This is a genomic window from Otoolea muris, assembly GCF_943193115.1.
In the GTDB taxonomy this organism is placed as follows: domain Bacteria; phylum Bacillota; class Clostridia; order Lachnospirales; family Lachnospiraceae; genus Otoolea; species Otoolea muris.
Genome location: NZ_CALPCY010000011.1, coordinates 86,943 through 100,461, shown reverse-complemented (window position 1 = coordinate 100,461; position 13,519 = coordinate 86,943). Strand labels below are relative to the sequence as shown.

The following is a 13,519-nucleotide window of genomic DNA, read 5'->3' as shown; positions in this document are numbered from 1 at the left end:
TCGTTTAATTCATGTTAGAAAGGCTACGTAATCCTCCATATTTTTAATGCTTCCCCTGCTGGTTCGTCCTCCTTCAGCCGCCAATACCTTAACAATGCCATGATCCGCTAATATTGACTGCACCGCGGCTTTACTTAACCCGGCTACCTGTCCCGCGCTTTCCGCCTTTAAATCCGCGCAGCGGAGCGGAAGCCCGTTCTGTTTTGCCTTTCTGGTGACAAATAAAACGACTGACAACGGTCCTTTTGTATGAATTTTGCTTTTTCGCTTATATTCCAACAACTGCTCTTGTATCGTCATTTTGCGCTTCTCTTTCTTTCGCTCTCTGAACTTTGGCCTGCGCCGCCAAAGGAAATAATAAATGTTCTGCCAAAAAATGGACTGCCGGAACAGCAACTGCATCTCCCATCGCCATATATGCGTCATTATATTTCTCAGGAAGCCAGTAATTCTCCGGGGCGCCCATTAACCGGGCCGTTTCACGCGCTGTCAAAAGCCTCGTGTGAATGACTCCATTTCTTTTCATCACTAATATCTGCCGGCTGCTCCCGCCCTTTGGGGTTCGCAGGCATCCTGCAATCCCATCAAATCTAAGCTCCAGCCTTTGTTTTCCGCACCTCGTTCTTTTATAGCCTGTCACAGCTATATTATCGCGCTCCTCCAGTAATTTCTCATGCCTTTCTGACAATAGCTTCAATAGCTGATTCGTTTTCTCACTCTCATCAACAGGAGCATCCCACTCAATGATATCCGACAACTGACATTGCCTGCCTCCGGGCGCCGGCATATTCCACCACACCCAATCTTTCAGCCCGGACGCCGCCCTCACAATACTGTCCGGATGAAGCCAGACAGGCCCCTGTGAACACAGATGCGCCGGTAAAGGTATCTCCCTCCTCACAGCGATAATAAATATTCTCGGCCTGGATTGAGGAATCCAGCTTTGCGCATTTAACCTGACAGCGCCGGCCCGATAACCGCGCTTGATCAAATCATTGTGTAAAATAATGTAGTTCTCTCCCTCATTTGCTGAGATAAGCCCTTCTACATTTTCAGCCGCCAGAATATCAGGCATTTCCTCCATCTCATCCATTGTCCGCAGCCATTGCCATACCAAACTGCTTCGGTTTGCGAGAATCCCTTCTCCCTTTCCTGCCAGCGATAAATCCTGGCACGGGAAACTGGCCCACGATAAATCTGCATAAGGCAGATCCTGTCCGCAAACAGCGCGAATATCTTCCAGGTGAAAATGACTGGAACCGTGATTCTTAACATATACCTCTGCTTTCTGCCTGCTGATATCATTCGCCCAAACCACATTAAAAAACGGCTTCAGGGAATGTGTCACCAGTCCGCTCCCAGCGAAAAAATCGAATGCTGTTAAGCGCTGTATCGTTTGATTGAATATTACTGCCAAAGGCGACGCTCCTTTCGTCTGTCCCTGCCTTTCCAAAACTGCCTCTAAATCCATTATATCAAAATAAAGGAAAAATACAAGACTGTTTCAAACATCTGTTCTCTCCCAGCTACCGTCCGGACAGGCTTTGAACGGTTGCCTTTCTCAAATATTATTACTGTTTCCCCGCTTCCATCAAGTTGAAACATCACAGCATAAATGATACAATACAATCATTATAAAAATATCCTGCCTCAAATTACAAATCCTGCATAACTTGTACATACCATCTGCCGCGTTGCCGTCAGTCAACGATGCTGCCGCATCGCCTCCTTCCTCCGCCTTGCAGGCTGACAAAATATTCGGCGCCGGCAGCGCTATTACCGGCCGGATGGGGCATATACCCGGGCAGCGAAAGAGAGAAACGCACGATGTCTGTTGAAATTCAGGGAATAAAAGGCTATGAATATCAATATTTAGCGACCGTATATATGGCCCTGCGATATTTATCTGAAGATACGGTCCATATTTATGTAGAAAACGAAGAAGATGCAAAAATTATATATGGCGATCCTGAGATGCGCAAAGAACTTTTCATACAGGTGAAACAGCATGATAAACCTGTTACCTTTTTTGAGGTATGCGGCTGGCTTGCCCATTTCGGCAATCGGCAGGCAGCGCGTTTTCTGCTCAAAAACATCCAAACCGAAGGCCGTCAGGCGCTGTTTATCACCACCGGCCGCTGTGAAGATCGCCTGCTTCCGTACCTGGACCAGGAATGCTTTGACGCGGATCCCTCAACCAAAGCGGCTGCGGACGCGGGACAGACAGCGGCGGAACACAAACGGCGGGCCGCCGTCAGACAGCAGGATGCTGCGGATATCAGAACCTATCTGACCGCGCAGCCAGCAAATACGAAGCTTGAAAGAGAGCGCCTGGCCGCGCTCCAGGATTTTTTTGCTGAAATCACGGATTCACAGCTCAGAACGCTTCTGGGGGACGTACGGATTGCCGAACAGCAGAGCTATGAAACAGTACGGGCGCTTACCGCGTCGTTACTCAACACCCGCTACGCCGTCCGATCCGGAGAGATAGCCCATGTGATCGAATTGCTGGAACAGTGCGTCCGGCATGGCCGTGACAGCGGCGGCGACATTGCGCCTGACATGAAACAGATGCTGAATCAACACACGCAGCGGCTTCTGCCACGCGATCTGCAGTATCTGGAAGTCCCTCATCAGCCGCTTTACAGCGGACAATTGGAAAACCAGAACGTTCTGCTGTTTACCGGACTGCCATTTTGCGGCAAGACGATCGCCGCCCAGGCCATCGCCCAAGGATTCGCCGCGAAAGGCTATGACATCCATCCAACGGATGATATAAACGAGGGGATGGCATTCTTAAATCATTGTACCCATTCCAAAAAGCTGCTGCTCCTGGAAGACCCCTTTGGCTCCATGCGCGCCTCAGAAAACCGGACGGAACAGGCGCATAAGCTGCGCCGCCTTGTCCTGGAAAAGTCATCGGCAGACAGCAAACTGATTGTGACGACAAGAAAAGACATCCTTTTTACGGCTTTTGACAAAAAGGAGCTTGCAGAGTGTTCCATCGGCGGCTTCCCATGGAATGACCTGACGATGCAGGATATCTCCTTTGCACAGAGAGCGTGGCGCGCCGTTTATGGGAACAGTGATGAGAGCGCGCAGTGCTTTTCGCGGATCGCCGGATATATCCGCCAAAAAGAGAAGGGCGTTTTTCTCGAAATCGGCGAAATCTGCAACCTGAAAGGAACATTTCCCCATGTACATGCGCTTTCCCGCCATACGGATGAAGAAATCCTGCGGCATGCGCGGATTAGCTCAGAAGATGTAGTGGATAAACTCCGCGGCGAGGGCGGGGACGCTGTCCGGATCGTTCTGGGGCTGGGCTTTACATGCGATACGATCCGCAAAACCTCCTACCAGGATCTGGCATATGTTTTATCCGATGCGGCCGAACAGCCGGCGCTGCTTCACCTTCGCAAAAAATCCCGCAGCGTGCGTATGACGCTGGGCGGCAAAAGACCGCCGGAGCGGGGCGAAAAAAGGCCGCCGGAACAGGGCGAAAAAAAGCAAAAAAACGCCGCATATGCGGGATACAGCCAGGCTTTTCAATTGTCAGGCGAAGAAAGCCGGCTCCTGAGCCGGCTTGAACAATATGGTTACATCTTTATCGACAGGCGGACCAAAGACATCCGTTTTCAGCACCCTGTATTCTGCTATGCGGCCAGGCTCCTGCTGTTAAAAGAACTGGACGATGCCCTTGACTGCGCGGAGTATGTCCTGACCGCGCGCCGGGCCCTGGGAGCGGCCAATAAGAATGTCAATCTGTGCGCGTTAGAATTTCTGTACGCCTGTGTAAAGGAAAATGATGCATACGGGAATGACCTGCGATCCGCGATGTTTGAAGCGCTGAATTCAAGATACCCGGCTGTCAGGGACAGGGCTGTCCTCCTGCTTGAAACCGGGTTCTCTGAACTTCCCCGCGAGCGTCAGGAGCAACTGCTGGACGCAGTCAGGGATACGGCATTTGATCAATACCTTCTGTGGGAAAATGGAGAACTGATGGTCAATCCAAAAGAGACGATCGAGCCGTCCCTGTCGGATATACTCCCCCGCCGCAGAAAGCCGCTCCTGACACCGGAACAAATCCGGGCAGTCGCGACAAAAGCAGACCTCTCTCCCAAACAGATGCTTGACATCCTGCAGTCGCCCCTGCGGAAAAATCTGCCCCTGGCATTTTTAAATATTGCCCTGGATTATGACGAGAGCGTGATCCGCGAAAAAGCAATCCGCCTGCTATTTCAAAATTATGCCGGACAGCTAAAGCTAAGCCATTACTTAAATGAATGGGACAATTTTAATGTCATCTGCCAGATGTTTCAGGGAGCGCTGCAGTCGTGGCCGGCATATTCCGCAGAGGACAGGCAAACGATCCTGCGCTATTTTACCGCCCAGCTCGGGAGAGTATCTGTCTCCATGCAGGCAAAAAATTTCCTGGAAAATTTTGCGGATGAATATCACTCCAACGGGCTGTCGTGGAAACGCTTCACCGAAGATGAAAAAAAGCTGCTGTGGGAGACATGGAGCGCGGTATTTACAGAATTTCTCCGGCAGTTCCAGGTGGATTTTCTGAACATGCACGAGCCGCATATGGATGCGTGCATGCGCAAAATGGTGAAGTATGTCAAAAATCCGGCGCTTCTTAAACCGCTTTTTTACGCCTGGAACGGATGGCTGTCCAGAGTCTCCTGCCCGGATGATTACGGCATGTGCCTGGCCGAAAATATCCTGCTTTACCTGCCGCCGGATCCCGATCGTTTCCAGTTGCTCTGCCAGATGCTTGAGACGACAGATTCCACCAGCCTTCTCACATCCCATATACGCCATATCACAGACGGCTGGAAACGTCTGACCGGCCGGGAGCGCGGGCTTGTAAAGCAGCTCCTGGCTGCCCCGCGTAAGGATTTACCGTGGCTTAAAGCCATTGTTCTTACCCGGGAGCAGATACCGGAAGAGCTGCAGGCGCAGATACTGAACGATAAACCTGTAAACAGCGCGTCAGAATGGCTGGCCGCCCTGCGCGCGGAAGATCTGTTGCAGCCATGTCTTAATGTGTACTGCGGATATCCTCAGCCCCTGTGGTGGAACGGGTATCATCACGCCGCCCGCAGCCGGTGGGACGAAGTGATTGCAAAAGAGCTGGAAACCGACTGCAACACGCAGGGCAGGACGTTTCAGATTGCCTTAAGGGAGTTTATACAATGGGAATATGACAGAAGCCCCCGCTTTCAGCCATACCGTGAAGCGCTGTGGGAGACGCTGCTTACCGATATACAGAAGAAAAACGCCGTCTTTGGACAACTGCTGCGGACCACCGTGACGACAAACCAGACAAATACGGAGCTTTGGGACAGATATTTTCAGCGCTGTGATGATACGGAGCGCGCAGCGTCATGCAGACAAATCGCGGATGCCATAGAGTCCGTGGAATATTTCCAGGATGAGCGCGGGTGCCTGGAGTTGTTTAGCGGAACGATTGTAGAGAAGTATCTGTATCCGCTGCTGCCAGCGGACGAAGAACTGAAGGAGCTGTGCTTTAACGTGCAGAAGATCCTTCAGATTTTTAGCATCCCGTCAGAAGAGCGGCTCTTTGATTCGGATGATGAAGAAAATATACCTGACAAGATAGCCGCCCTGTTTGAGGCAGGCGTATTGGGCCATTACCGGGAGGATCCGCCGCGCATGAAACTCACCGACATTCTCGTACGCGGTGTGATGCAGGATGCCGGGCGGAAATCAGAGGAACTGAACCAGCAGTTGGAAATATGCAGGCGCGCGCGCATAGAATGTAGATCCGCGCAGGCAGAACGGTTTCAGGACGCCTATCCTCTGGAAAACTGGATTGGGCAATAGCGGGAAACTACAAATCATTGTTCCTGTCAGGGGGCGGGTAAAGACGGACCATTGTTACTATTTACGGCCCGGCTAAAAAGCAGCCGTTTCGTGAATAGTAACACTTTCAGAACCAGCATAGGGCCAGGGGCATAAAAGCCTGGTTGCCAATTCTGCAGATCTCTGCTATAATTCCCTCATGGAAGAGTACCCATGACAGGGTGGCAACCTCCCGAGCCAATGAAACCGGCTTGCCGGAATACATAGGAAGGTTGCTAGGTGCCAGTGGCACCTGTTTAGCAAGGACCGAAGCGGAGCGTAGACGGTGGCGCTTATGACGGCTTATGAGATCATCTCGATTTTCATAGGAATATTGGCTTTGCTGATGTCCTTTGGCAGCTTGATTGTGGCGTTGCTTGCCTTTCTCGACAGAGATAGGAAGAACAGGTGAAAAAAATAATGCCCCTCCTGTCTGATCCACAGGAGAGGCGCCTCTCATTGAGAGGTAAGTAGCTTGACTTGGGAGCATCCGCTTTGGAGTGGGTGCTCTTTCTATGTTCATTATATACTATGCCTTTGGATTTTGCAAGTATTAAAGAAATTTCGCTAGAGCGTGTTTGAAAAATGCTTTCTGCCAGATGTGCGTTCCGCTTTGTGGGAGATTTGGGCCAAATGAACGCGGCGTAGTGGGCTGCGTTAAGTGAATTTGGCACAAATATACCGCGAAGTGGGGCGTGCAGATGCCAGGAATGAATTTTCAAACACGCTCTAGTACAGCATAAATTAAGTTCCTGATACATTCGTTTTCAGCAAGGCTTGATTTATCAACATTTATGGCTGTTCTCATGAGTCAGAAACTTATTATTCGATGTACTAGATAGCGAAAAAACCGCTGAAACCCAGTGATATAAGGGATACAACGATTTTTTCTTTTGCTGGCTGTCAAAAACAGCAACCTATTACAAGACAGGGGCGGTGTCAAGTTTTTTTTCCTTATGGGCTCCGGTTTGAGGGGTTCCAATTAAAACCCGTTTCCCACAAAAGGCAAATCCGTACTTACGTATCCGTTCCTCCCGGACTCCCTTTTCCACAAGTGTTGTCTCATATTTTTTCATCTCTATCTGCCGCAGCGCCTCCTCCACTGTATCCGCCAGCTCCTTTTCCTCCTCCGGATCCTGCGCCTTAAATTCCAGAATGATCCCGTCGTCGTCCCCTTTTGGCTCCAGCATGACATCGTATCTCCCGAAACCGCTCTCCCGGTTCGATGTCACCGTATAACGATCCGCAAGCTCCACTAAAAGCCCCAGCACAAAGCCATGGTAGAAGCGCTCCGGCTCCGCGGACTCTGAGGGTTTATTCCCGGCGTCAAAGGAGCTGAACGTGGCCAGCGCCACTTTATTCATATAATAGTTCATGGCCTTAACATCACCCGCAAGCAGGGCCCTTATAAAGTCATTATAATGTTCATCTGGTTCCGAAAACCAGTCCCGTATCATATTCTCAAACATGAGCCGCACTTCCCGGTTCGTCAAAGCGAGGCTGTAATACCAGCGGCCCGATTTCTCTTCAAATTCCATCCTCACGATCTTCAGATATCCGCTTGCAAGCAGAAGGCTCCAGACAGAATTTCGTTTTGTCTTCAGTTCTCCGTACACAATCTGCTCATCGAGCTCTATCCGGAGCGGCTCGCCCTTCATCAGGCGCTCAAAATTTTGCTTAACTTCTTTATTTCCCTCCCGGAGCAATTTCCCGGCCAGGCTGTTCGAGCTGGAATTGGCCCAGTAAGCCATTACCCTGCCTGTGTCCAGATAATTTATGATCGACCATGGATTATAAATATCCGTACAGCTTCCAAAGGTAAAACCGTCATACCATCTCTTTACCTCCGGCTTTTTGTCCGGCATCCCAAATTCCTCCAGAGCCGCAAAAACCTCTTCCTCTGTGAATCCAAAGCAGTCCGCATATTCATCCGAAGTCGTGGTCACCACCTTTAAATTATTTAAATCAGAAAAAACCGATTCCCGGCTCACCCGTGTGATGCCTGTCATAATCGCACGCTCCAGATGCGGGTTTGTTTTAAAGGTTGAATTAAATAAACTCCTGGTAAAGGATACGAGTTCCTCCCAGTAACCGTTTACAAACGCCTCCTGCATGGGGGTATCATATTCATCCAGAAGGATAATTGCCTTCCTGCCATAATAGCGGTGTAGAAAAGCAGACAGGTAGTGGAGGCTCATGGCGGCGTCCTCCTCCCTCATCGTCTCTGACATACGGGAAATATACGCCTTCTCCCCCTCTGTCAGCAAATCCCCTTCCAAAAGGAAGCGGTACGGCACATATAGATCCCTCAATATCTGGCAAATCCTGTAGCGTGCCTTTTCATACGTATTTTCCTTTACATTGGCAAACGACAGGTTTATAACCGGGTACATCCCCTGCAATTTTCTGTATTCCCCATCTTCCCAAATCAAAAGCCCCTGAAACATCTCTCCCTGATCGGCATAATTGACTGAAAAAAACTGCTCGGTCATGCTCATGGTCAGTGTCTTTCCAAAACGCCTGGGACGCGTGATCAGGGTCACTTCATCCTGACTTTCCCACCATTCTTTGATAAACTTCGTCTTATCCACGTAAAAGCACTGCCGCTCTCTTATTGTTTGTAAGCTCTGAATCCCTATCCCTACCGTTCTGGCCATGTTTTACACCTCCCTGCCATATTTATATACTCTCGGAATCTCACTGTGCATGATTTTGTGAGATTCCGACAGTACATATATTTATTCCATCTTATCACAATTGCGCCATGCTATCCAGCCTCTTTTCCCGGAATCGTTTCACAAAAAAGGAAATTTCTGGCGCATAAACAGTGGCAGGAAATCTCTATCTCATAGTAATTTTTATAATTTTCGACAATTTATTAACGCTTATCATTAATTTTCTTGACTTTTCCAAACCAGTACACTACAATAAAGCTATCAGGCCGCGCCTTAGGCTTGCGGGGCTTACCTGTATCTGTGGCCACAGATTTCATACAGACAGGCATTTATATGTACCCAAAAAGGAGGGATTATTATGGTAACGATGCGCACCTCACTGGATGTGAATTCAAAAGCGCGGGCGCTCACGCGCCTCCGGGCAGAGAGCAAAACCATCTGTCAGGCCGCAAAGCTCCTTATCGGCATGTATCTGTGCTCCGGCCTCTTTTACCTGTCCATACTGGCCGCATGGATCGTGTTCCAGGACTCTGTTATACGCATCCTGGAGCAGGGAGATGGTTTAAAAGGCTGGCCGCTGCTGGTTTACGTTCTGTTCCAATACATTGTGCCATACGATTGCGCCGCAGGGCGGCTCAGCCTGCCTGCTTTCGCGTTCAGTCTGGCCGCCCGGATTATGGTTTCCGGTATTGGCGCTTATATTTTTTACTGTATTTTAAAGGTCTTCCAGTCCATACAAAACGGTGAGTCGCCTTTTACAGCCCGGATTACAGGCTATTGGAAGCGATGCAGTTCTGTATTTGCCGCCATTGCGATGATTTTGTTTTTAGCGTCCTTTGTCCTCCGGGGAGCATCCGTCGTTCTGAGCATTTTTCCGCTGATATTTGCCTGCTTCTTTTACGCGCTCAGCCTGATTTTTGAATATGGAACATGCCTGCAGACGGAATCTGACGAAACGCTTTAGCGCCCGGCAGGTTCCCCTGCCGCCTGAAAGGATCGTGGAACATGGCCATTATATTAAGACTGGATCGCGTCATGGCCGATCGAAAGATGTCATTAAAAGAGCTGTCAGAAAAGGTTGGCGTGTCCAACGTCAACCTTTCTAAAATCAAGACCGGGAAGATAAGCGCAATCCGCTTCAGCACCCTGAACGCCATCTGTGAGGCGCTGGACTGCCAGCCCGGCGATATTATGGAATTTAAGCGCGATACCCGCGACGGTATTATCATGTGACAGGAGGAATTGTATTGACAGAAAACGGGGCAGGCCAATGCGATCCCTGCCGATACCGCCTGATACCGGTTTCAGGGAGGCGGCATTTACGGCGCGGCTGTTCTAAACAGCCTGAACGGCCGCGCCGTCCGTCTTCGGCAGTTTACGGCGGACCAGCAGATAGCATGTCACATGCGCTGTGGCCGTCACCAGCCAGGACACCGGATAAGACAGATACAGCACCGTCAGCGTGGGCCTCCATGCAAAAATCGTAAAGATCCAGATCACCCGCAGCCCGCAGGCTCCGGTCAGGGATACGATCGTCGGCAGGATGGAATATCCGATGCCCCGCATGCTTCCCACCATAGTATCCATCCACCCGCAGATAAAGTACGTGGTGCAGATGACGGACATGCGCAGCATTCCGTAGGAGATTACCTCCGGATCCGAGGAATAAATCCCCAGCAGCGGCTCTGCCACCGCCATGGCCGCAAAGCCCAGGATCACGCCCACCGCCGTCACGCATCCCTGGCATACCAGGAGGATCCGGTTGATGCGCGAATACTTCTGCGCGCCGATATTCTGGCTCGTAAAGCTTAAATTCGTCTGGTACAGCGCATTCATGGAGGCATAGATAAAGCCCTCAATATTCTGCGAGGCCGTATTTCCCGCCATGGCGATGGAGCCAAACGAATTCACGGACGACTGGATCAGCACATTGGAAATCGAGAATATCGCCCCCTGCATTCCGGCCGGAAGCCCGACCTTTATGATCATCAGCAGCTTGCGCTTATTGATCGCAAGCCTGTTTAAGCGCAGCTTAAGCCCTCCCTCTGCCTGCATCAGGCAGCGGAACACCAGGGCCGCTGATATGCACTGGGACAGCACGGTTGCCAGCGCCACGCCGGCCACATCCATATTCAGCCGGATCACAAAAAACAGATTCAGGAGCACATTGATCACCCCGGCCAGGGTCAGGAAGTACAGCGGCCGCTTTGTATCCCCCACGGCCCGGAGGATTGCGCTCCCGAAATTGTAGGCCATGATCACCGGCATACCGGAAAAATAGATCTGCATATACATCACAGATTTGTACAGAACATCCTCCGGCGTACCCATCAGCTCCAGCATAAACCGGGACGCAAAAAAACCGGCTGCTATCAAAGCCAGCCCGCTCGCCAGGCTCACCGCCACCGCGGTATGTACCGTCTCGCTGAGATCCTTCTCATTTTTAGCTCCATAATAGCGGGCCACCAGGACATTTACGCCGATCGAAAGACCGATAAAGATATTGACCAGCAGATTGATAAGGGCCGTCGTCGAGCCCACCGCCGCCAGAGACTGTCTGCCCGCAAACCGCCCCACTACAATCACATCCGCGGCGTTAAAAAGCAGCTGCAGCACGCCGGACAGCATAAGCGGCGCCGAAAACGACAAAACCTTTTTCACAACCGAACCGCTGCACATGTCCATTTCATAGGACTTCTTCATGGGTAATCGCGCTCCTTCCATGAAATGTTCGTCATTATTATCTAGAGCGTGTTTGAAAATTCATTCCTGGCATCTGCACGCCCCACTTCGCGGTATATTTGTGCCAAATTCACTTAACGTAGCCCACTACGCCGCGTTCATTTGGCACAAATCTCCCACAAAGTGGCACGCACAGCTACCAGAAAGCAATTTTCAAACACGCTCTAGCGAATTGTAACAAAACAGCTCCATTTCACGCTCCTGCAAAGGATGTAAAGTGCAGCTAAAATTATTGTACTGTTTTGCGAGGAACTTTGCAAGCACTTTCTTGAATTTCCTGCCGGCGCAAAACAAAGAAAGGAGATCCCGCATGAATCAAACCCAATCCCCCTGCCCCCCAAAACAAATCCTCGTCATCGGCTCTGCCTGCGTGGATGTCATCATCAGCCTCCACCACCTCCCGCGCACCCAGGAGGATCTGCACCCCACGGGCCATGCGCTCTCCCTGGGCGGCTGCGCCTACAACACAGCCTCCTCCATCCGCCTGTTCGGCGCTCCGGTGACTCTCATCTCTCCGGTCGGAAGCGGCCTGTACGGTGAATTTACGGCCCGGGAACTGGAAAAGAAGGGCTTTCCCGCCGCGATCCGCGTCCCGGATCAGGAAAACGGCTGCTGCTACTGTCTCGTCGAGGCAGGCGGGGAGCGCACCTTTTTGTCCTGGCACGGGGCGGAGTATACGTTTCAGAAATCATGGATGGACGCGTTTGACAATGCCTCGTTTGATATGGTCTACATCTGCGGGCTGGAAATCGAAGAGCCCACCGGATATGAACTGATTGAATATCTGGAACGCTATCCAAAACGCGAGCTGTTTTTCGCCCCGGGCCCCAGAGGTATTTTTATTGAAAAAGAAAAAATGAAGCGGCTTTATGCGCTCCATCCTGTGCTGCACATCAATGAATCTGAAGCGCTTGCGCTCAGCGGCGAAAGCGCGAAAAAACCGGAACCGGCTTATGGTGAAACACCCATAGAGCGGGCCGCGCGGATTCTTCTGTCCGAAACCGGCAATACGGTCATCGTCACCCTTGGAGAACAGGGAAGCTTTTGTCTGGAACAGGGCGGCCGCTCCTACTATGTTCCCGCCGTCCCGGCACAGACTGTTGACGCCATCGGCGCCGGAGATTCCCATATCGGGGCAGTGATGGCCTGCTTAAGCCTTGGCCGGCCGATGAGGGACGCCATAGAGACAGCAGGCCGTATGGCAGCGGCTGTCGTGGGAGTGCGGGGATCCACACTGACTGAGAAGGAATTCCAAAAAGTTTTTCAAAGCGGCCCTCTTTAAGCCCTGTCTGCTTCTGCCAGAGCCGGGAGGCCGCTGTCAGGGAAGCCTCTCTTTAAGGCGGTCCAGCTCATGCGCCGCGGCATCCATGCTTGCCGCGGCCAGCCTGCAATTGTATAAATGATATTCGAGGAACAAAATTCCCACTGAGTAATGCTCGATCTCCTCGCCTATCTCGTCCGAAATTTCCTCACTGGATCCAAAGATTGTCTGGTTCAGGCTTCTCAGATGTGAGGCAACCATTTTACTGATCAGGTCGCAGTATGGAGCGCAGCGCGCCATTTTTGCGCGGATGTCCTTACGCTCCATCTCATAAAAGCGCTCATCCATCCATGAATCCCTCCGCCGTTCCAGATCCTTTATAAACATCAGATACAGGATCTCCCACTGTTCGACCGCATACTGCGCCTGCTCCAGATCCATGCACCGCTCCTTCCCGGCCTTAAGCTTCGCGGACAATTTACGGCGCTGGCCGCCGGCGCAGTCATACATCTGATTTTCAATCCACTTGAGCTCAAACTGCGCCTCCTTTAAACGGGACTGCAGATGAATCAATTCCGTTTCGCTCCTGTGGGGCCAGCCTTTTAAATCCCTGCACTTCCTCTCAAAACGCTTCACCGACTTCTGCCATGATCCGTCCGCTTCCTGCGACCCACCCGGCATGCCATGCACAGACTCCATCCACTGCACATTCATTCTGCAGATTGCTTCGGCGTTCGTATCGCACACGGCCCGGATCCGCTCAAACCGCTCCCTCTCCGATCGCCAGGCTTCCTCCGCTTTTACTGCTTTTACTTCCAGACGTGCAATCTGCTCTTCTATTCCCATTCCATTTTATCCTCTTTTCTCAGGCAGGCCGCAAATCGCCGCATGCGCCGCGTTTTCCCGGCCATAAAAATTAGGATACCCGTCTGAAATGGTATCCTAATCTTTATGGCGTCCCGCACGCGCAGCC

The 13,519-nt window shown here is 51.2% G+C and carries 12 protein-coding genes; 5 read left to right on the top strand and 7 right to left on the bottom strand.

The genetic code is table 11. The annotated features are described in order from the left end of the window. Window positions 1-9 precede the first annotated feature (9 nt). Both NFS31_RS09265 and NFS31_RS09260 read right to left on the bottom strand, forming a co-directional pair. Entirely contained in the window at window positions 10-300 is a 291-nt protein-coding gene (locus NFS31_RS09265; protein WP_251493850.1) for a DUF4928 family protein, read from the bottom strand. Beyond that, window positions 269-1,417: a DNA cytosine methyltransferase gene (locus tag NFS31_RS09260; RefSeq protein ID WP_251493847.1), complete on the bottom strand. Its 1,149-nt coding sequence runs from the start codon at window positions 1,415-1,417 to the stop codon at window positions 269-271. Before NFS31_RS09260 ends, NFS31_RS09265 begins: the two co-directional genes overlap by 32 nt. A gap of 410 nt (window positions 1,418-1,827) precedes the next feature. Here NFS31_RS09260 and NFS31_RS09255 point away from each other — a divergent pair, with 410 nt between their 5' ends. Then, window positions 1,828-5,850 (top strand): nSTAND3 domain-containing NTPase, encoded by a 4,023-nt coding sequence (locus NFS31_RS09255; RefSeq protein WP_251493844.1) that lies wholly within the window; start codon window positions 1,828-1,830, stop codon window positions 5,848-5,850. A gap of 106 nt (window positions 5,851-5,956) precedes the next feature. On the opposite strand, the gene NFS31_RS09250 is transcribed toward NFS31_RS09255, so the two are convergent. From NFS31_RS09250 to NFS31_RS09245, 3 genes are all read right to left on the bottom strand, one after another. After that, complete coding sequence (locus NFS31_RS09250) at window positions 5,957-6,310, bottom strand: hypothetical protein (protein WP_251493841.1); 354 nt, start codon at window positions 6,308-6,310, stop codon at window positions 5,957-5,959. Then, a complete protein-coding gene (locus NFS31_RS27555; RefSeq protein WP_416389446.1) occupies window positions 6,192-6,629 on the bottom strand; it encodes a DUF6783 domain-containing protein in 438 nt (145 codons plus the stop codon). Before NFS31_RS27555 ends, NFS31_RS09250 begins: the two co-directional genes overlap by 119 nt. A 159-nt stretch (window positions 6,630-6,788) precedes the next feature. Next, complete coding sequence (locus NFS31_RS09245) at window positions 6,789-8,525, bottom strand: AAA family ATPase (RefSeq protein ID WP_251493838.1); 1,737 nt, start codon at window positions 8,523-8,525, stop codon at window positions 6,789-6,791. Between the two features lie 376 nt (window positions 8,526-8,901). Here NFS31_RS09245 and NFS31_RS09240 point away from each other — a divergent pair, with 376 nt between their 5' ends. Both NFS31_RS09240 and NFS31_RS09235 read left to right on the top strand, forming a co-directional pair. Next, window positions 8,902-9,507, top strand: coding sequence for a DUF2975 domain-containing protein (locus NFS31_RS09240; protein ID WP_251493836.1), 606 nt, complete (start codon window positions 8,902-8,904; stop codon window positions 9,505-9,507). A gap of 41 nt (window positions 9,508-9,548) precedes the next feature. Continuing rightward, a complete protein-coding gene (locus NFS31_RS09235) occupies window positions 9,549-9,776 on the top strand; it encodes a helix-turn-helix domain-containing protein (RefSeq protein WP_251493833.1) in 228 nt (75 codons plus the stop codon). A gap of 102 nt (window positions 9,777-9,878) precedes the next feature. On the opposite strand, the gene NFS31_RS09230 is transcribed toward NFS31_RS09235, so the two are convergent. Further along, the gene (locus NFS31_RS09230; RefSeq protein WP_251493830.1) at window positions 9,879-11,246 is read right to left on the bottom strand and encodes an MATE family efflux transporter; all 1,368 of its coding nucleotides are present in this window, start codon (window positions 11,244-11,246) and stop codon (window positions 9,879-9,881) included. Here NFS31_RS09230 and NFS31_RS28265 point away from each other — a divergent pair. Both NFS31_RS28265 and NFS31_RS09225 read left to right on the top strand, forming a co-directional pair. Continuing rightward, a complete protein-coding gene (locus tag NFS31_RS28265; RefSeq protein WP_416389445.1) occupies window positions 11,245-11,463 on the top strand; it encodes a DUF6783 domain-containing protein in 219 nt (72 codons plus the stop codon). The two genes, NFS31_RS09230 and NFS31_RS28265, sit on opposite strands and share 2 nt — an antisense overlap. A 132-nt stretch (window positions 11,464-11,595) precedes the next feature. Further along, window positions 11,596-12,567, top strand: coding sequence for a carbohydrate kinase family protein (locus NFS31_RS09225; RefSeq protein WP_251493827.1), 972 nt, complete (start codon window positions 11,596-11,598; stop codon window positions 12,565-12,567). A gap of 36 nt (window positions 12,568-12,603) precedes the next feature. Here NFS31_RS09225 and NFS31_RS09220 read toward each other — a convergent pair whose 3' ends face one another. Continuing rightward, window positions 12,604-13,392 carry a hypothetical protein gene (locus NFS31_RS09220; protein ID WP_251493824.1) on the bottom strand — a complete coding sequence of 263 codons (789 nt, stop codon included), beginning with the start codon at window positions 13,390-13,392 and terminating at the stop codon, window positions 12,604-12,606. Window positions 13,393-13,519: the final 127 nt, after the last annotated feature.